This window comes from Nocardia brasiliensis (assembly GCF_042691675.1).
Lineage (GTDB): Bacteria > Actinomycetota > Actinomycetes > Mycobacteriales > Mycobacteriaceae > Nocardia > Nocardia brasiliensis_D.
Map to the genome: position 1 here is coordinate 1,957,177 of NZ_CP170507.1, position 16,681 is coordinate 1,973,857.

Below are 16,681 nucleotides of genomic sequence, written 5' to 3' on the forward strand. Positions count from 1 at the left end.
CTGCTTCAGTGCAGGTAGAGGGGGTATTGCGGCCTAATGGCCACCACTTTGAAGCGGGCTGTGAGCACACCCCTGCTGTATTTCTTCATCTTGGGCGACGTCCTCGGGGCGGGGGTGTATGTGCTGGTCGGCTCGGTCGCCCAGGAGTCCGGTGGCGCGGTGTGGCTGCCGCTGACGCTCGCGCTCGGCCTCGCCACGCTGACCGCGGGTTCCTACGCCGAGCTGGCCACCAAGTATCCGCGAGCGGGTGGCTCGTCCCATTACGCCACCGCGGCGTTCGGTCCGGCGGCCGGTTCGCTCGTCGGGTTCTGCATGCTCGCCGCCGGGGTCGTCTCGGTGGGCGCGCTGGCCAGGGCCTTCGCCGGGGACTATCTACAGGAGTTGGTTTCGCTGCCGACCCTCGCGGTCGTGGTGGTATTCCTGGTCGCGTTGGCGCTGCTCAATATTCGTGGCATCAAGGAATCGCTCGGTGCCAACGCGGTGGCCACCCTGATCGAACTCAGTGGACTCGTCCTGATCATCGGCCTCGGCGCGTGGGTGATCGTTCGCGGTGACGCCGACCTGGACCGGCTGACCGAGGTGGGCACCGCCGAGCACGGCGTCATCGGCGCGACTCTGGCCGGTACGGTGCTCGCCTTCTACTCCTTCGCCGGGTTCGAGACCTCGGTGAACCTCGCCGAGGAGGTCAAGGATCCGCGTCGGTCCTACCCCCGGGCGTTGTTCGGGGCGCTGCTCACTGCCGGTGTGGTGTACGTGCTGATCGGGGTGGTCGCCAGTGCGGCGGTACCCACCGACGAGCTGGCGCGGTCCAGTGGGCCGCTGCTGGAGGTGGTGCGGCTGGCCGGTGGTGTGCCGGAGGGGCTGTTCAGCGTGTTCGCGTTGGTCGCGGTGGCGAACGGCGCCCTGCTCACCGGCATCATGTCGTCCCGGCTGGCCTACGGCATGGCCAACGACGGGCTGCTGCCGCCGGTGCTCGCCCGCGTGCTGGCCGGTCGCCGGACCCCGTGGGTGGCCATCCTCGCGACCGGGGCGGTCTCGCTGATCTTGGCGTTGACGGGGGAGGTCGCCTCGTTGGCCGAGACGATGGTGTTGTTGCTGCTGGTCGTCTTCTCCTCGGTCAACGCCGCCGTGCTCGTTTTGCGCCGCGACGAGGGCGAGCCGGACCACTTCCGGATACCGACTGTCGTGCCCTGGCTGGGACTGGCGTCCTGCCTGTTCCTGTTCACCCAGATCGGCGGCGATATCTGGCTGCGCGGCCTGATCCTGGTGGGCCTGGGGATCGTCCTCGCGGCCGTGAATGCGATCCGCGCGCGCCGCACCGCTCGGGAAACGGTTTCGTCGAACGCCGGGTGAGCGCCGATTCGGCCGTCCCCCATAGTGTGGGCACGAAAAGTCTTGGCTGGGAGCGTCCTTCGGGTGTCGATACCGTTCTGCGTGGAGAGAAGAGGAACAGGCATGCGTATCGACAAACAAACGGTGGCCGAAATCGCGGTGGTGGTCGCGTTCATCCTGTCCGCGGTGCTGGCTTCGCCACCGGCGCACGCCGAGCCCGTGATCGGCCCGAGTTCGGGCGGTGCGCAGTTGCAATCGATACCGGAGTACAGGCTTACCGTGGATTCATGACGTTGATCGGTAATCCCGCTGATTGGGTGCCTGACTCGTGCACCCTGCCCACTGTCGAACAACCACTGCGGAACGCGGAGTTCGACAGATTCTTCGCCGAGTCGGTATTGCGAACGCGCCGTCCATTGCGGACCCAACTGGACCTGGTCCTCGCCCCGGACGCCGAACCGGTAGGCCAGGACCTGGCGGCCCGCGAAGTGGAATGCTGTTCGTTCTTCGGCTTCACCTTCACCTCGGTCGACGATGCGGTGATCATGCGGATCACCGTCCCCGAAGGCCAGGTCGATGTCCTGGACGCGCTCGCGGCCCGGGTGGAGGTCGAACGCCATGAGTGACAAAGGATTACGGACGGGACAGGTGGCCGCGGCGGCCGGGGTGAACGTGCAGACCCTGCGCTACTACGAGCGTCGGGGATTGCTCCACGATCCTGATCGATCGCTGGGCGGCCACCGGCTGTATCCACCGGAAACGGTGACAATGCTGCGCGTTATCAAAACCGCCCAGCGCCTCGGTTTCACGCTCGAGGAAGTCGCCGACCTACTCGAGATCACCCGATTCCGCGGCCGTCGTACCCATGCCGGATTGCAGGCGCGTGCGACGGCGAAACTGGCCGAGGTCGACGCGAAACTGGCCGAACTGACGGCGATCCGAAAGACGCTGACCGCGGCACTGGATGCAGGCTGCGACGATTTGCTCGTCTGTGCTGAAAGCCCGCACTGTCCAATGCCTTTCACGCCACCTGAGCTCGACAGGTAGGCACTGCGGGCCCGGCGTGGTCCGCAACCGCAAAGAAATACAAGACCGTGCGGTATCCGGCATACTGCTGATCGGACGCAGTAACGGTTCGCCGGGGTGCCGGCCCCACCCATCGGTCGCTGCTCCGGGCAACGGAAGGCGGACCCATGGCGCACGACGAGCACCTCGACGCGACCGGTCCGATCGAGCGCCGCACCATCGAAGTGATCCCCGACGCCGAACGGCACGGCACGCCGCGCAGCCAGTTCACCCTTTGGTTCGGGGCGAACATGCAGATCACCGCGATCGTGGACGGCGCGCTCGCGGTGGTATTCGGCGCCGACGCGCTGTGGGCGATCATCGGCCTGCTCATCGGCAACATCCTCGGCGGCATCGTCATGGCCCTGCATTCGGCGCAGGGTCCTCGGCTGGGGTTGCCCCAAATGATTTCCAGCCGAGCGCAATTCGGTGTCCTGGGCGCGGTGCTGCCGCTGCTACTCGTCATCGTGATGTATCTCGGGTTCGCGGCGACGGGCACGGTGCTCGCCGGTCAGGCGGTGAACAAGATTGTGCACATCGACAACCCGACCGTCGGCATTCTCGTGTTCGGTGCGCTCACCGCTGTTATCGCGGTGACCGGCTATCGGCTGATCCATCGAATCGGCCGGATCGCCACCGTGGTCGGCATCATCGGCTTCACCTATCTGGGTGTCCGGCTCTTCACCGGATACGACGTCAGCGCCTATATCGGGGTCAAGCCGTTCGATATGGCGACCTTTGTGCTCGCGATCTCGCTCAGTGCGGGTTGGCAGCTGACCTTCGGGCCCTATGTCGCCGACTACTCGCGCTATCTGCCCCGCTCGACCAGCGACCGGACCACCTTCTGGGCGACCTTCGCGGGCAGCGTGCTCGGCTCGCAATGGTCGATGACATTCGGCGCGTTGGTGGCAGCGGTCGCGGGTAAAGCCTTCCTCGGCAATCAAGTCGGCTTTATCGGCGATCTCGCGGGGCCATCGGTGCTCGCGCTGCTGATCTACCTGGTGATCGTGGTCGGCAAGCTGACGGTGAACTGTCTCAACGCCTATGGCGGGTTCATGTCGATTCTGACCTCGGTCACCGCCTGCAACGGACAGTCGCGCACAACACCGTTCGCACGGGCCGCCTACATCGTCGGGTTCACCGCGGTGTCGATGCTGATCGCGATCGGGGCGAGCGCCGATTTCCTCGGCAATTTCAAGAATTTCGTGCTCACCCTGCTCATGGTGTTCACGCCATGGAGCGCGATCAACTTGATCGACTACTACCTGATCTCCCGCGAGCGCATCGATATTCCGGCCCTCTACGACCTGAACGGCCGGTACGGCCGCTGGAATCCCACCGCGCTGGTCTGCTACACCTTGGGCGTCCTGGCTCAGATCCCGTTCCTGGCGCAGCAGCTCTATACCGGGCCGATCACCGAGAAGCTGGGCGGAGCGGACATTTCCTGGATCGTCGGCATCGCCTTCACCGCCGCGATCTACTACCCCCTCGCGCGCCGGACCAGCAATCCACCGGATCAAATGATCTATCCCGCGGGCACCGTGGCGACCATCGCCCGCGTGTAAGACCAGCTGTCACCGACGAATGCCCTGCGGGGTAGCCGCTGCCCGATGTCAGTGCGTATTTCAGCTCAACCGAAGATCGGACAGCCCGAGCAGTTCGGTTACCTGCTCGGCGGGCATGGGGTAGTGGAAGTGCCAGCCCTGGGCGGTATCGCAGCCGAGGTCGCGGAGTTGGTCGGCCTGATGGCGGGTTTCGACGCATTCGGCGGTGACGGTGAAGCCGAGCGCGTGGGTGAGGTCGATGATCGTCTCGAGCAGCAGCAGGTCGGTGGGGCTGGCGGTATCCGGGGTGCGGATGCGTTGGATGAACGGGCCCGCGAGCTTGACCACGTGCAACGGCAGCTGGCCGAGGTAAGCGAGGTTCGAGTAGCCGGTGCCGAAGTCATCGATGGCGATGCGCACGCCCGCGTCGGCCAAGGTGTGCAGGGCGCGCAGCGGCCGCCCGGTGGTTTGCATGAATGCCCGCTCGGTCAGCTCCAGTTGCAGCAGGCTCGCGTCGATGCCGGTCTCCGCGATGATCTGCTGGACGTAGTCCAGCCAGGCCGGATCGGCCACTTCGGCGGCGGAGACGTTGACGCTGACGGTCGGCGTGTGCGGGTAGCGGTCGTGCCACTCCCGGCTGGCGCGGCAGGCCGTCTCCAGGACCACGGCGCCGAGCGCGCCGATGTAACCGTTGTCCTCGGCGAGCTCGACGAATCGAGCCGGGCTGAGGATGCCGAGCTCCGGATGTCGCCAGCGCACCAGCGCTTCGACGGCCACCGTCTGCCCGTCCGCGAGCGAGACGATCGGCTGGTAGTCGAGGAAGAATTCGCCGTGCCGTAGGGCGGACGGCATGGCCGCCGACAGTTCGGCGCTGGTGTGCTCGCGGCGGCCACGGTCGGCGTCGAAGATCGCGTATCGGCTACGCCCCGCGGCCTTGGCCCAGTACATGCTGGTGTCGGCCGCCTGCACGAATTCGCCGGTGGACAGGCGGTCGGCGCGGGCCTCCATCACGCCGATGCTGGCGGTGACGGTCAGGTGGTGTTCGTGCACGTAGAAGGCTTGAGCCAGCGCGTGCAGCACCGTCTCGGCCACGCCCGCCATTTCCTCGACACCGCTGGAATGCGGGACCAGCACGACGAATTCGTCGCCGCCCATCCGCGCGACGAGCTGGTCGGGCCGGGTGACGCAGGCATTGAGCCGGGCGGCGACCTGCGCGAGCAGTTCGTCGCCGACCGCGTGGCCGAAGGTGTCGTTGACGGTCTTGAAGTGGTCCAGATCGATGTAGCAGAGCCCGACTCTGGTGCAGTCGGCGAAGGCCGCGGTGAGCGCGTCGAAGAAGCGGGAACGGTTCGGTAGACCGGTCAGTTGGTCGTGGTTCGCGCGGTAGTGCAATCGTTCGCGCAGGGCGCGCCGCTCGGAGACGTCCTCCACCAGCACCAGCGTGTACTGCGGCCGACCCTGCTCGTCGCGGATGAGCGAGACGTTGATGTTGGTCCACACCGTGCCGCCGTCACGGTGCCGGTAGGCCTTCTCCAGTTGCACGTTGTCGTATTTGCCCGCGAGCACACCCGCGTACTTCTGCCACATAGCGGGACTGTCATCCGGGTGCGTCAGATCGGTGACCGACAGCTGACACATCTCCTCGGGCCGGTAGCCGAGCATGGCGGCGAAGGCGTTGTTGACCTCGATGATCCGTCCGGTCATATCGGAAAGTCCGGTGCCGATTCCGGCCTGCGAGAAAACCGCCCGCAGCCGTGCCTCGCTGGCGCGCAGTTGTTGTTCGACCACCCGCCGGGCGGCGATATCGGCGGCCCGAACGCTTTCCTGCTCGGCAAGCAGCCAGGCGCGGAAGGCACGCAGATAACCGGTGGCAAAGGCGGCCAGCAACTGATCGGCTCGATCGGCCGGTACCTCGCACGCTCCGACCAGGTACGCGTTGAGTACGGCGAGACTCCGGCCGAGTACCTCGTCGCCGACAAAATGGGATCGGGCCAGCTCAGCGCCGAGTTCCGCGACCCGATCGGCGGAGTCGTCGGTGCAGGCGGCGGCGACGAATTCGCGGGCCAATTCGGTCAGCAAATTGCGGGTTTCGGTGGAGCTCATGGGCACGACGTGATTTCGCGGCCCGCCACCGAGTGCGGCCGCCCATTGCCCGGCCAGTTCCGCGTGCGGTCCGCCAGGATCAGAACCGCTCCCGGCATCCCACGCCATAAGGCTGATCGTAGTCCGGTTCGCGGACGTCCGCCCAACTGCGGGCACTCGCGAACCCCGCTACGATGGCGGTGCTTTCGCCGCTGGCGTGCGATGTTTCGAGAAGGGTTGGCGATCGATGACCAGACCGAGTTGGGCTCCCGAAGGTATCGATCTGGATCGCCCGAGCGCCTCCCGTGTCTACGACTACTTCGTCGGCGGCATGCACAACTTCGAAATCGACCGGACGCTGGCGCGGCAGATCGAGGCATTCACGCCCAACGTCGCGGAGACCATGCGCGCCAATCGGGATTTGCTGCGCCGATGCGTGCGCTTTCTCGTCGACGCCGGCATCCACCAGTTCCTCGACATCGGCTCCGGCATCCCGACCGTCGGCAACGTGCACGAAGTGGCGCAAGCCGTAAACCCTTCGGCCCGTGTGGTTTACGTCGATATCGACCCGGTCGCCGTCGCGCACAGCCGCGCCATCCTCGACGGCAACCCCGCCGCCGCCGTCATCCAAGCCGATATCGCGCACCCGGAAACCATCCTGGCCGACCCGCAGGTGACGGCGCTGCTCGACTTCGACCAGCCGGTCGCTGTCCTCCTGCTCGGCGTGCTGCATTTCGTGCCCGACGACGCCGACCCCGTGGGCTGCGTCGCCCGTCTGCGCGATGCCGTCGCCCCCGGCAGCTACCTTGCGATCACCCACGCCACCGCCGACGGGCAACCGGCCGAAGTCCTGGAAGCGCAAAAGCTTTCCGGCCGCACCTCCACCGAAATCGTGCTGCGCGCCAAGCCCGAGATCGCCGAATTCTTCCAGGGCTGGACCATGCTCGACCCCGGCCTGGTCCACCTGCCCCTATGGCGCCCGGACAACCCCGCCGACATCGGCGATCACCCCGAACGGTCCGGCGCCTACGGCGGAATCGCCCGCAAGGACTGACTGCTCGGGTGAAGATCGACTCGGCGGAAGGGATCTCGCGCCGGGGAACCTCAGGATAGGTCGCTGACTGTTCAGGCGATCGCGGTGCGCAGCGCGAACCAGCCGGTGTCGGGGTCGGCGAAGCCGTGGTAGGTGAGGCGGATTCGTTGGTCGACGCCGAAGTGGCGGTAGACCGCGAGCATGGCGCGGCGCATTGCCTCCGCTTGGAAGTCTTCGGTGCGGCGGAAACCGATCGGGCGTTCGGGGAGCAGGGCCAGGCGGGTCATTTCGGCGGGGTCGTCGATATCCAGGCCGACCGGTGCGGTGTCGGTGATGTGGCGGTCGTGCAGGATCGCCCGGATCTGGCCGGGATCCGGCAGACCGGAAACGAACGTTCTGAATTCGGTGCGCACCAGCGGTCCCGACTGGGTGGAGTCGTCTTGCACCAGGTCGACCAGTTCGGTGTCGGGACGGGGCGCGCCGCTGTTCTCGGCGAGTGGTGCCTGTTCGATGAGGTGCAGGATGCTGCCGCCGGGAATCAGTGGCTCGGGGGCGAGGAACAGGGTGACGGTGGGGCAGGTGCAGCCCCGGCCGAGCAGACAGATCTTCAGGTGGGATGGATCGGGCATTCCGCCTCCTCCATAAGCGGGCCGAATGCTCGGCCCTGGGTGGATCGGGACTTCGCTTCCTGCCGATCGCTGAATTGCCGTGGCGCTCCTACGGTCGACCGTGCCGCAATTACCCAGTGTAGGAGCCACGCCAGGCCTGCGTACAGGCTTCCGCGACGCGGAGTCGGCGGACCGTCAGCGCACCGGGAAGTCGAAATAGGTCTTCGGGAAGGGCTCGTCCTTCAGGGTGAAATGCCACCATTCTTCGGCCAGGTTGGTGAAGCCGTGTTCTTCCATCAGCTCTGCCAGCAGGGCGCGGACCGCTCGCTGGGTGCCGCCGACGGCCGGGTTGGCGGTGTGCGAGGCCGTGTCGAAGCAGTCGTAGCCGGTGCCGAAGTCGAGAATGTTGTCGCGGAACCGCTGATCGGCGGGGAGGAAGCATTCGCGCAGCGGATCGCCGTCGCGATACGGTTCGGGTTCGGCCGCGGGTAGCGCGACGATGGCGAGATCCACTGTACTGCCGCGACTATGCCCCGACTTCTCGGCAATATAGCCGTCGCGGAACAGATTCGCCTTGTCCACCGTGGGGTAGAACTCCTTTTTCATCTTCTGATCGCCGAGATCCTTTGCCCAGGAGACGAAGTGGTCGACGGCGCGCTGCGGCCGGTAACAGTCGTAGGTCTTGAGCGTGAGGTTCATCGGCCGCAACTCCTGCTGCACTCGCGCAAGCGCGGTCGCTGCCTGCTCGGTCAGCAGACACTTGGGCGCCTCGTAACCGGCGACCCGGGTGCCGAGGAAATTGTGCTCCCCGAAGTAGCGAGCTTCGACAACGATCGTCGGATCGATATCGGTGACGGAAACGAACGCCGTCTCATCGGCAACAGGTGCACTGCTCGTGACTGCCGTTGTCGCGGGTGCATCGGCCCGGCGATCCCCGCACGCCGCGATGCTCACCACCACAGCGCAGGCCAGCGCCGGTGCGCCGAGACGCCGTGACCAAGGAACCGAGCTCATGGCTCTCCTCACGATTCAGTTTGGGCGCAACCACTTTCGCCGCTGGCTGATCCTGACGGACATGAGCATGGCACAACGAGCCGGACGGGTCACGTCTCGCGAGCTCACTGCGTGGTACTACCCAGCGTGGTGTTCATCGCGGCGACCGAAATGTCGATGAATTGCGCGAAGAGGGTTTCCTTGGGCGTGTCGAGGGCACCGTCGACCCACGCAAGCATGGATTCGAGCAGTCCGCCGACGATGGTGAATGCCGCGAGTTCGACGGAACCGTCGGTGGGGGCGTGGTCGGCGCCCCCCTTGACCGCGGCGGCGAGGACGGCCGCTCCGGAGTGCAGCGTTTCCACTCGGCGTCGCATCAGCGCCTCGCTGCCCCACGCCTCGACCAGTGCCACGCGCATCGAGCGAGGGTCGTCCAGGGTGCGTGCGAAGGCGGCCACGAACGCGGTGAGCGTCTTGCGGACGTCGCCGTCGGTGGGCAGCTCGGTGAAGGCGCGGGCCAGGAATTGCTCCATGACGTGGTCGAATACGGCGACCTGGAGTTCGTCGATGTTGGCGAAGCTTTCGTAGAAGTAACGCTGACTGAGGCCGGCCTTCTGGAACACCGCGCGCACGGTCATCGCGTGCGCGCCCTCGGTGCCGAGTAGATCGAACCCGGCTTCGATGAGCGCCGCTCGCCGCGCGGCCTTGCGCTCGTGCGCGAGCTGTCCCGCGTACGGCCGTTCGATGGTCACAGCGTTCATCTTGACAAACCCTTCCAGGGGTCTGATTCTGGATATCAGTGTATCCAGAGAGTATGCACGTACCCAGATAAGGGGCGATCATGACCGCGTCAACGTCGACGGCAACAACCCACCCAGCTCTGCGGCCCGCGCATGAGGTGCCCGAGGAGGTCACTCTGCGCGTGACCGGGCAGCTTCCGCGGGAGCTGCGCGGCACGCTCTACCGCAACGGACCCGGCCGATGGGAGGGTGGCGGCTTCGTCGCCCGGCACGCGTTCGACGGTGACGGCCTGGTGTCGAAGTTCGTGATCGACGGGGGAGCGGTGCGGTTCCAGAGCCGGTATGTCCGGACACCGAAGTTCCTGGCCGAAGAAGCCGGGCGCGGCACCGGGGTTCGCGGCATGGGCAATCAGCGCCCGGGTGGTGTGCTCGGCAACGTGGGACGCTATCCGGCGGACAGTGCCAACACCCACGCGATCGTGCAGGCGGATCGGTTGCTCGCGTTGTCCGATGTGGGTCGTCCATGGGACATCGATCTCGACGATCTGACCACCCGCGGCAGCTGCGATTTCGACGGCACATTGCCGATGCTGTCCCGTTTTTCGCCGCACCCACGGCTCGATCCGGTGACCGGCGAGTGGTTCAACTTCGGCGTCGACCTGGCGCCGCGTCTTGCGGCCGCGCTGCCGATCGGCCTGCGGTGCTACCGGGTGGACCGGGCCGGGCGCCTGCACATCGAGGCGACGGTTCCCCTGGCACATGCCCACATTCAGCACGACTTCGCCATTACCGAGCGCTATTTCGTCTTCGTCCTGGCGCCCATCGTTCTCGATCCGATCAAGGCCATGCTGGGCCTCAGCACGGCGGAGGGCGCGACCACCTATCGGCCGGATATCGGCACCAAGATCGTGCTGGTACCCCGGCACGGCGGCAAACGCCGCGAAATCGACTGCCCGCCATTGATGTACGTGCATATCAACAATGCCTTCGAGGACCGCGGCGACGTCGTGGTGGACCTGGTGCGGTACGACGATTATCGCGAGTTCTTCGATCCCGCCCGCGATTTCCGTACCCCGTCCATCGTCGGCGGATACGCGTCGCGACTGCGCGTCGGCCGTGCCGACAAGGTGACCATCGCCGACTTCAGCGAGCAGCGGACCGAAATGCCACAACATGATCAGCGCCGCACCGCGAGCCCGTACCGCTACGGCTACCACGCCACGCTCGATTCGCGCCCCGACTCGTCGAACCGAATCAGCAAGATAGACACCGAGACCGGTCGGCATTGGGAGCACGTCTTCGAACCGGGTGACGCCGTCGGCGAGCCGATCTTCGTGCCCCGCTCGGCCACGGCAGCCGAGGACGATGGATGGCTGCTGACAGCGGTCTACTTCGCCGCCGAAAACCGTTCCGCGCTAGTCGTTCTCGACGCCCGCGACCCCTCGCGCGCGCCCATTGCCGTCGCCAGGACGGACCACCACTTCTTTCCCGGCTTTCACGGCAGCTTCACCGACCGCGTCGCGGTAGCACGGCATTGACCGATAGTCTCCGTGCGGCTGATCGTGGGTATGTCCGCGATCGCCGCACACCTCGGCGCCGAGGGGACGGAAATGGCGGCGATCCGAGCCCGCGACCGCCGCTTGTACCGGCGGTATCGCCTAATTTCTGGGTCGGGTTCCGAAGTGGGAACGTTTCGGCGGATACTGAGCGGGTGACGCTGGGCGACGAGATTTCACCGGAGGCGGTGACCGCGATGGAGGAGACCATCGGCATCGACGCGTGCGCCGAGCCCGGGTGGTTTCGATTCTGGTTCGCCGACCAGCGCTGGGAATGGTCCGACGAGCTCGCCACGATGTACGGCTACGCGCCGGGCACGGTAGAGCCGACGACCGACCTGTTGTTGTCCCACAAACACCCCGACGACCGGGAACATGTCGCCAGCTGCATTGCCGCGGCCGCCGAAACCGGCCAGCCGTTCTGCGGTCGGCACCGGATCATCGACACCGAGGGGGAGGTGCGGGAGGTGGTCGTCGTCGGCGACCTCATGGTCGATGCGGACGGCACCGTCACCGGGACCGCGGGCTACTACGTCGACGTGAGCGAACGGCTCGAGGAGCAGCGGCAGGAGGTGCTCGAGGAGATCCTGCCCGAGGTGATCGAGTCGCGGGCGCTGATCGAGCAGGCCAAGGGCGCGCTGATCCTCGCTTACGGGGTGAACGCGGAGCAGGCGTTCCGGGTGCTGCGCTGGCGTTCCCAGGAGACCAACACGAAGCTGCGCGACCTCGCCGCGCAGTTCGTGCACGAGCTCAGGACGATCAGCAACGAGACCGCGGGGTTCCGCACCCGCTTCGATCATCTGTTGCTCACCGTCCACGAACGCGTCGACGCTTCCTGACCTCACCGCCCGGTGGGCAGCCCACCGGTAGCCAGCGCGAGCAGCAGCGGCAACGACACGAGCGTCAGACAGGTGACGGCGTTGGTCCATTTGTAGGCGACCACGATCGCGACGAACTCGCGCAGGATCGCGCTCGGCAGATAGTAGAAGGCCGTGCGGGCGCCGGTGACCTCCGCGTCCAGCTTCAGTCTGCGAGCCAGAATCGCCGTGCGCAGGACGTGGAAGTTGCTGGTCACCAGCACCATTCGGGTGGTCATCCCGCGGTCGCCGAGCAGGCGTTTGATGAACAGCAGGTTCTCCCGGGTGGTGGTCGACCGTTCCTCCCGCGCCACGCTCTCCTCGGGTACGCCTCTGGCGATGAGATAGTCCGCCATCGCGGCGGCTTCCGACACCGCTTCATCCGAGCCCTTGCCGCCGCTGGTGATGATCACCGGTCTCCGGCCTTCCGCGACCTCCGCCCAGTAGATCCGGATCGCTCGATCCAACCGGCTCGCCAGCAACGGCGGCACCCGCGCGCCGACCAGCCCGGAGCCGTGGACGACGATCGCATCCATGCCCGGCCGGTACGGCAGCCACCCGTAGAGCAGCGAGTACAGCACGAAGCTGGTGAACACGAACCCGAAGTAGCTCACCGCCATGATCAGCGACGCCAGCAGAACCGACCGGAGGCTGCCGGTCGCGATGGCGACACCGAGCAGCACATAGGGCACCAGCAGGACGATCCCCGGGCCGATCGAGAGCAGGTTCGCGATCCGGACGCCCTCACGCCGCACCATCTGCATGCCGTTGGCGATCAACAGGCCGGCCAGCACGAGCACCACCAGCGGGGAGAGCACCACCAAGAGCCCGAGTAGCACGCGGGTCAGATTGGCCTGGTCGCCGGAGCCGATCGCCCCCACCGCGGTGATCGCCGCGCCTAGCAAAAGATAGATTCCGTTGCTCAGCCGCCGGCGATCCAAGTGGAACCGCAGTGCGAACACACCCAACAGAACCAGGCCGACCGTGAGCAGGATCACCCGCGCACCGTAGCGGGCAGGCGGCGCCCGTTCGCATCGGGGCCTGCCTTGTCGTATCGATCGCGGACGGATTGTCCGATACGTCCCAACGGCTTTCGTCCGGTTCGGAACCGGGGGCGGGGGATCGGTGCTGGTCAGTGCTCGGGGGTCGGCCCTTTGTGCGGGTCGGTGTGGGTGTGCGCGATGTGCAGCAGATAGTCGACTTTCGCGCGTAACTCCGGCGGAGCGAGGTCGAGCGCGGGAAGTTCGGCGATCAATTGCGCGGCCAGCGCGCGGAGCTTGGTGTTGGTCGCCTGCGAGCGGCGGCGCAGCATGCGGAACGCCTGCTCGGCATCGACGCCGTAGACCAGCATCAACGCGCCCTTGGCCTGCTCGATCACCGCCCGTGCCGCGAGTAGTTCGGGGGAGGCACGCCCGAGGGACGGCTGGCCTCGTTCCTCGAATGCATCGCTCATACCGGCGGACTACCCAGCGAACCGGTTGTTATGGGGTGCTCGGCCCCTTCATTATCCGGAGCCGGTAGGCGGCTACGCCTCGACGCGTTCCAGGAGCCAACCGGGGCCGACAGTGGTTGCCCCGAGCGCCTCGACGCGGCCGCGGAGTCCACGGTCCGCGGTCACGACGGTCATCGCGCGCGCGTTGTCTTCGTCGACGGCCGCCGCTACGACGCCGACGATCGCGTCATCGCCGGAACCGTCCGCCAAAACCACGCGGACACCGTGCATTTCCGGATCCGCCGTCGCGTCGACCGCGGCTTTCGCCGCTCCCTCGAGCACGACAACCACCTCAACCGGTTGCTCCAGGCGGTCCGTCAGCGTCGTCACCTGGTGGAGCAGCCGTCGAGCGGCACCGGCACGATCGCGCCACCAGCCGTTCGGCCGCGAGCCGACGACATTCGCGGCATCCACCACGATGAGCGGAACCTGGTTACCCGTCACGCTGCCAGTCTCCTCCCCACGATGACCGCTCTTCGGTTGTTCAAGCGTCTACGCGTACGGGTCGGTGATCTCGCGGAGCTCGGTGAGCGCCGCGCGCAGCTCCCGCATCCGCCGTGCGCCGAGATGTGCGGCCCACTCGGCTTCGAGTGGCTACTTGCTGGCGTGGGATCAAACGGTTAGCTATCTATACGATCGATCGCTCTCATTGTATAGTCGGAGTGGTAGCACACCTGACGCACGCAGATCGTTCAGCGCGGCGCCCGAATCGAACGGAGTGACCATGCCTACGCTGCTTCCCAGCTATCACGTCGGAATCGTCGTCGCGGACCTCGCGCGCGCCATGGCCGAGTTCGGCAAGCTCGGCGTGGAGTGGCACGCGCCGGTCAAACAGAACAGCGATGTGTTCGTCGACGGTGCGACCGTCACCATCACGCCCTGGATGGTCTACTCCAAGCAGGGGCCGCCCTATCTGGAACTGCTGGAACAAGTCCCGGGCACCATTTGGGCCGAGACCGGGCTGCACCACCTCGGTCTCTGGGCCGATAACGTGCCCCAGGAGTCCCAGCGCTTGTCCGACGAGGGCCTGCCCCTGCTGGTCTCGGCACACGAAAACACCGCCGACGCGCCATTCTGCTACCACCTGACCGCTGACGGTGTTCGTCTGGAGTTGATCGACATCGGCCGAGCAGGGCCGGGAAATGCCGTCTACCTCAGCGGTGCCGCCGACGAATACCTCGCCGACGCCGCGCAAGCCTATTTGAACGGTGTTGCCGCGCAAGCTGTCTCGGGTGCAACCCGTACGTGACAACGGGCGTCAGCTGAGCAGGCAGAACTCATTTCCTTCCGGATCGGCGAGTGCGACATGTTCCGGATGCTCGGTCAACACCCGAGCACCCAAGCCGACCAGCCGTTCGACCTCTGCCGCCGGGTCATCGCTCGCCAGATCCAGGTGCAGCCGGTTCTTGACCACTTTGGTCTCGGGGACGAGTTGGAAGAACAGGCGTGGTCGAATGCCCGGGCCTGCCTCGACCAGCACCGTGGGATCGTCCTCCGGATCGTCGATCCCGACGGTGCGCAGACGTGCGAGTTCGGCCTCGTCATATGCGGCAACGTCGTAGCCGTCCAGCGCGGCCGCCCAGAACCGGGCAAGTGATGCGGGGTGGCGGCAGTCGAATACCAAATCACGGATAACGGACACAAACCAATGGTGTAGCCGAGCCGCCCGTCTTGCCACCGTTCGCAGACCGCTACGCGTGGTTGAACGCCGTATCCAGTTGGTCAGAATGGGCCAGCATTCCCGGCCCTGAGACCGGTCAGGAATCGAGAAGCGCCAGTGTCCGAACCGGACCTAGAGTGACCGCCATGAACACAAAATTGCAGGTGAGCGTCATTATGCTCGGCGTCGAAGACGTGGACCGCGCGAAGAAGTTCTATGTCGAAGGTCTGGGTTGCGAGATCGATCAGGACTTCCCCGGTTTCGTCAGGTGCAGTCTGGGCGAGGGGTCGTCGTCACTGGCGCTCTACGAATGGGACGCGGTCGCACAGGAAGCCGGTGTCTCCGCGTCGGGCTCCGGGTTCCGCGGCTCCTCGTTCCACTTCATCACCGACTCCCGGGACGCGGTGGACGAGGTCATGCGGACCGCGGCGGCCGCGGGCGGCACTGTGGTCAAGGCGGCGGCCCCGGCCGAGTGGGGCGGGTACTTCGGCTACTTCAGCGACCCCGACGGTCATCTGTGGAAGGTCGCGACCACCGCCTGACCACCGGCGTCACGCAGGGGGCCGGGGCTGCGCTGCTGCCATCGGCGGGCAGCCCGCGGTCATGCGGGTATTGCCTCGATGAGGCTGAACGGAGCGGCCTCGGCCAGCGGGGTCACCGAGACCAGGGACAAACCCGCTCTGCGGCACAATTCCGCGAAGTCGGCGCGCGTCCGTTCCCTGCCGCCCACATTCACCATCATGTTGAGGTCGCTGAGGTAGGTGGTTCCGGCGGTTTCGGTGTCGACGACCTCGGGCAGAACGGGCTCCACGATCAGGACGCGTCCCGTGGGCGGCAGCACCGCGCGGCAGTGGGTCAGGATTGTCACTGCCTGCTCGTCCGTCCAGTCGTGCAGGACGCTCTTGATCAGGTAGAGGTCGGAACCTGCGGGCACCGAGCGGAAGAAGTCTCCCGCCACCAAGGAGCAGCGCGTCGTGAGCCCGTGTCGCTCGAGGGTCGTCGGCGCCTGGGCCAAGCCCTCCTCGGTGTCGTAGACGACCCCGGTGAGGGTCGGATGTTCGCGGAGTACACCGCTGAGCACGGTGCCGTTACCGCCGCCGACATCGGTGACCGTGCTGAACCGACCGAAGTCGAAGGCGTGCGGCAGCGCGGCGGCCGTCTCCTCGGCGGCCTGGCTCATGGCGGCGTTGAACTCCGCGGACAGGTCGGGGAGTTCCTCGAGGTGGCTGAAGAAGTCCTTCCCGAAGATCTTGTCGAAGGCGATGTCGCCGGTTCGGACACTGTCGTCCAACTGCTCCCAGGCACGCAGGATCACCGGTTCGGTGAACATCCGTACCAGTGCGCTGAGCGAGTCGGGCCGCTTGGAGTCCAGCAGGGCGCCCGCGGGGGTCACCGAGAAGGAGCCCGCGGTGTGTTCACGTAGCAGGCCGAGGCTTGCCAGAGCGCGCAGCAGCCTCGTCATGGACTGTGGTTCGGCTCCGGTATCGGCGGCCACGTCGACCGCTGCCCGCTCCTCGTCGCCGATCAGTTCTATTACTCGTAACCGGATGGCCGCGCGAACGGTCTGCGCGGCCATGCTGCCGAATATGAGTCGCTCGATCAGATCACGGGCGTCCTGGGTGTTCGTCACGTCGTTGGCTGTCATGGTGCTGCCCCTTCGGTCTCGGCGGGCGCCGTATGTGTCACGGCGCGTGCCCAACTTTCGCCGGAGTCCGCAGC

The 16,681-nt window shown here is 66.3% G+C and carries 19 protein-coding genes; 10 read left to right on the forward strand and 9 right to left on the reverse strand.

The annotated features are described in order from the left end of the window. Positions 1–60: 60 nt before the first annotated feature. From ACFK0J_RS09100 to ACFK0J_RS09120, 5 genes are all read left to right on the forward strand, one after another. Positions 61–1,353, forward strand: a complete 1,293-nt coding sequence (locus ACFK0J_RS09100; RefSeq protein WP_378738383.1) for an APC family permease — start codon at positions 61–63, stop codon at positions 1,351–1,353. Positions 1,354–1,455: 102 nt separating this feature from the next. Then, positions 1,456–1,623, forward strand: a complete 168-nt coding sequence (locus ACFK0J_RS09105; RefSeq protein WP_378738384.1) for a hypothetical protein — start codon at positions 1,456–1,458, stop codon at positions 1,621–1,623. Next, entirely contained in the window at positions 1,620–1,958 is a 339-nt protein-coding gene (locus ACFK0J_RS09110) for a hypothetical protein (protein ID WP_378738386.1), read from the forward strand. The genes ACFK0J_RS09105 and ACFK0J_RS09110 overlap by 4 nt, the downstream gene beginning before the upstream one ends. 22 nt (positions 1,959–1,980) lie before the next feature. Continuing rightward, on the forward strand, positions 1,981–2,379 hold the full coding sequence (locus ACFK0J_RS09115; protein ID WP_378738388.1) for a MerR family transcriptional regulator: 399 nt from the start codon (positions 1,981–1,983) through the stop codon (positions 2,377–2,379). Positions 2,380–2,525: 146 nt separating this feature from the next. Further along, positions 2,526–3,962 carry a purine-cytosine permease family protein gene (locus ACFK0J_RS09120; RefSeq protein ID WP_378738390.1) on the forward strand — a complete coding sequence of 479 codons (1,437 nt, stop codon included), beginning with the start codon at positions 2,526–2,528 and terminating at the stop codon, positions 3,960–3,962. Between the two features lie 60 nt (positions 3,963–4,022). Here the strand turns inward: ACFK0J_RS09120 and ACFK0J_RS09125 are convergent, their stop codons facing one another. Next, entirely contained in the window at positions 4,023–6,152 is a 2,130-nt protein-coding gene (locus ACFK0J_RS09125; RefSeq protein WP_378738392.1) for a putative bifunctional diguanylate cyclase/phosphodiesterase, read from the reverse strand. Between the two features lie 118 nt (positions 6,153–6,270). On the opposite strand from ACFK0J_RS09125, the gene ACFK0J_RS09130 reads away from it, so the two are divergent. Then, positions 6,271–7,077: an SAM-dependent methyltransferase gene (locus tag ACFK0J_RS09130; protein WP_378738394.1), complete on the forward strand. Its 807-nt coding sequence runs from the start codon at positions 6,271–6,273 to the stop codon at positions 7,075–7,077. 71 nt (positions 7,078–7,148) lie between these two features. Here the strand turns inward: ACFK0J_RS09130 and ACFK0J_RS09135 are convergent, their stop codons facing one another. The 3 genes from ACFK0J_RS09135 to ACFK0J_RS09145 form a co-directional block, all read right to left on the reverse strand. Continuing rightward, positions 7,149–7,685: a hypothetical protein gene (locus ACFK0J_RS09135; protein WP_378738397.1), complete on the reverse strand. Its 537-nt coding sequence runs from the start codon at positions 7,683–7,685 to the stop codon at positions 7,149–7,151. Between the two features lie 174 nt (positions 7,686–7,859). Beyond that, the gene (locus ACFK0J_RS09140) at positions 7,860–8,678 is read right to left on the reverse strand and encodes a M15 family metallopeptidase (protein WP_378738399.1); all 819 of its coding nucleotides are present in this window, start codon (positions 8,676–8,678) and stop codon (positions 7,860–7,862) included. A gap of 104 nt (positions 8,679–8,782) precedes the next feature. Then, positions 8,783–9,418 (reverse strand): TetR/AcrR family transcriptional regulator, encoded by a 636-nt coding sequence (locus ACFK0J_RS09145; protein WP_378738401.1) that lies wholly within the window; start codon positions 9,416–9,418, stop codon positions 8,783–8,785. Positions 9,419–9,498: 80 nt separating this feature from the next. Here ACFK0J_RS09145 and ACFK0J_RS09150 point away from each other — a divergent pair, with 80 nt between their 5' ends. Then, entirely contained in the window at positions 9,499–10,935 is a 1,437-nt protein-coding gene (locus tag ACFK0J_RS09150) for a carotenoid oxygenase family protein (protein ID WP_378738403.1), read from the forward strand. 173 nt (positions 10,936–11,108) lie between these two features. Continuing rightward, positions 11,109–11,792, forward strand: a complete 684-nt coding sequence (locus ACFK0J_RS09155) for a PAS and ANTAR domain-containing protein (protein ID WP_378738404.1) — start codon at positions 11,109–11,111, stop codon at positions 11,790–11,792. 2 nt (positions 11,793–11,794) lie between these two features. On the opposite strand, the gene ACFK0J_RS09160 is transcribed toward ACFK0J_RS09155, so the two are convergent. The 3 genes from ACFK0J_RS09160 to ACFK0J_RS09170 all read right to left on the reverse strand — a co-directional run bounded on the left by ACFK0J_RS09160 (position 11,795) and on the right by ACFK0J_RS09170 (position 13,746). Next, entirely contained in the window at positions 11,795–12,808 is a 1,014-nt protein-coding gene (locus ACFK0J_RS09160; protein ID WP_378738406.1) for a YdcF family protein, read from the reverse strand. A 134-nt stretch (positions 12,809–12,942) separates the two neighbouring features. Continuing rightward, complete coding sequence (locus tag ACFK0J_RS09165; RefSeq protein WP_378738408.1) at positions 12,943–13,263, reverse strand: ANTAR domain-containing protein; 321 nt, start codon at positions 13,261–13,263, stop codon at positions 12,943–12,945. 72 nt (positions 13,264–13,335) lie between these two features. Next, a complete protein-coding gene (locus ACFK0J_RS09170; protein ID WP_378738410.1) occupies positions 13,336–13,746 on the reverse strand; it encodes a hypothetical protein in 411 nt (136 codons plus the stop codon). 280 nt (positions 13,747–14,026) lie between these two features. Here ACFK0J_RS09170 and ACFK0J_RS09175 point away from each other — a divergent pair, with 280 nt between their 5' ends. After that, positions 14,027–14,551: a VOC family protein gene (locus ACFK0J_RS09175; protein WP_378738412.1), complete on the forward strand. Its 525-nt coding sequence runs from the start codon at positions 14,027–14,029 to the stop codon at positions 14,549–14,551. Positions 14,552–14,560: 9 nt separating this feature from the next. On the opposite strand, the gene ACFK0J_RS09180 is transcribed toward ACFK0J_RS09175, so the two are convergent. Continuing rightward, on the reverse strand, positions 14,561–14,944 hold the full coding sequence (locus ACFK0J_RS09180; protein WP_378738414.1) for a VOC family protein: 384 nt from the start codon (positions 14,942–14,944) through the stop codon (positions 14,561–14,563). A gap of 164 nt (positions 14,945–15,108) precedes the next feature. Here ACFK0J_RS09180 and ACFK0J_RS09185 point away from each other — a divergent pair, with 164 nt between their 5' ends. After that, the gene (locus ACFK0J_RS09185; protein ID WP_378738416.1) at positions 15,109–15,504 is read left to right on the forward strand and encodes a VOC family protein; all 396 of its coding nucleotides are present in this window, start codon (positions 15,109–15,111) and stop codon (positions 15,502–15,504) included. A gap of 59 nt (positions 15,505–15,563) precedes the next feature. Here ACFK0J_RS09185 and ACFK0J_RS09190 read toward each other — a convergent pair whose 3' ends face one another. Further along, complete coding sequence (locus tag ACFK0J_RS09190; protein WP_378738418.1) at positions 15,564–16,607, reverse strand: methyltransferase; 1,044 nt, start codon at positions 16,605–16,607, stop codon at positions 15,564–15,566. Positions 16,608–16,681: the final 74 nt, after the last annotated feature.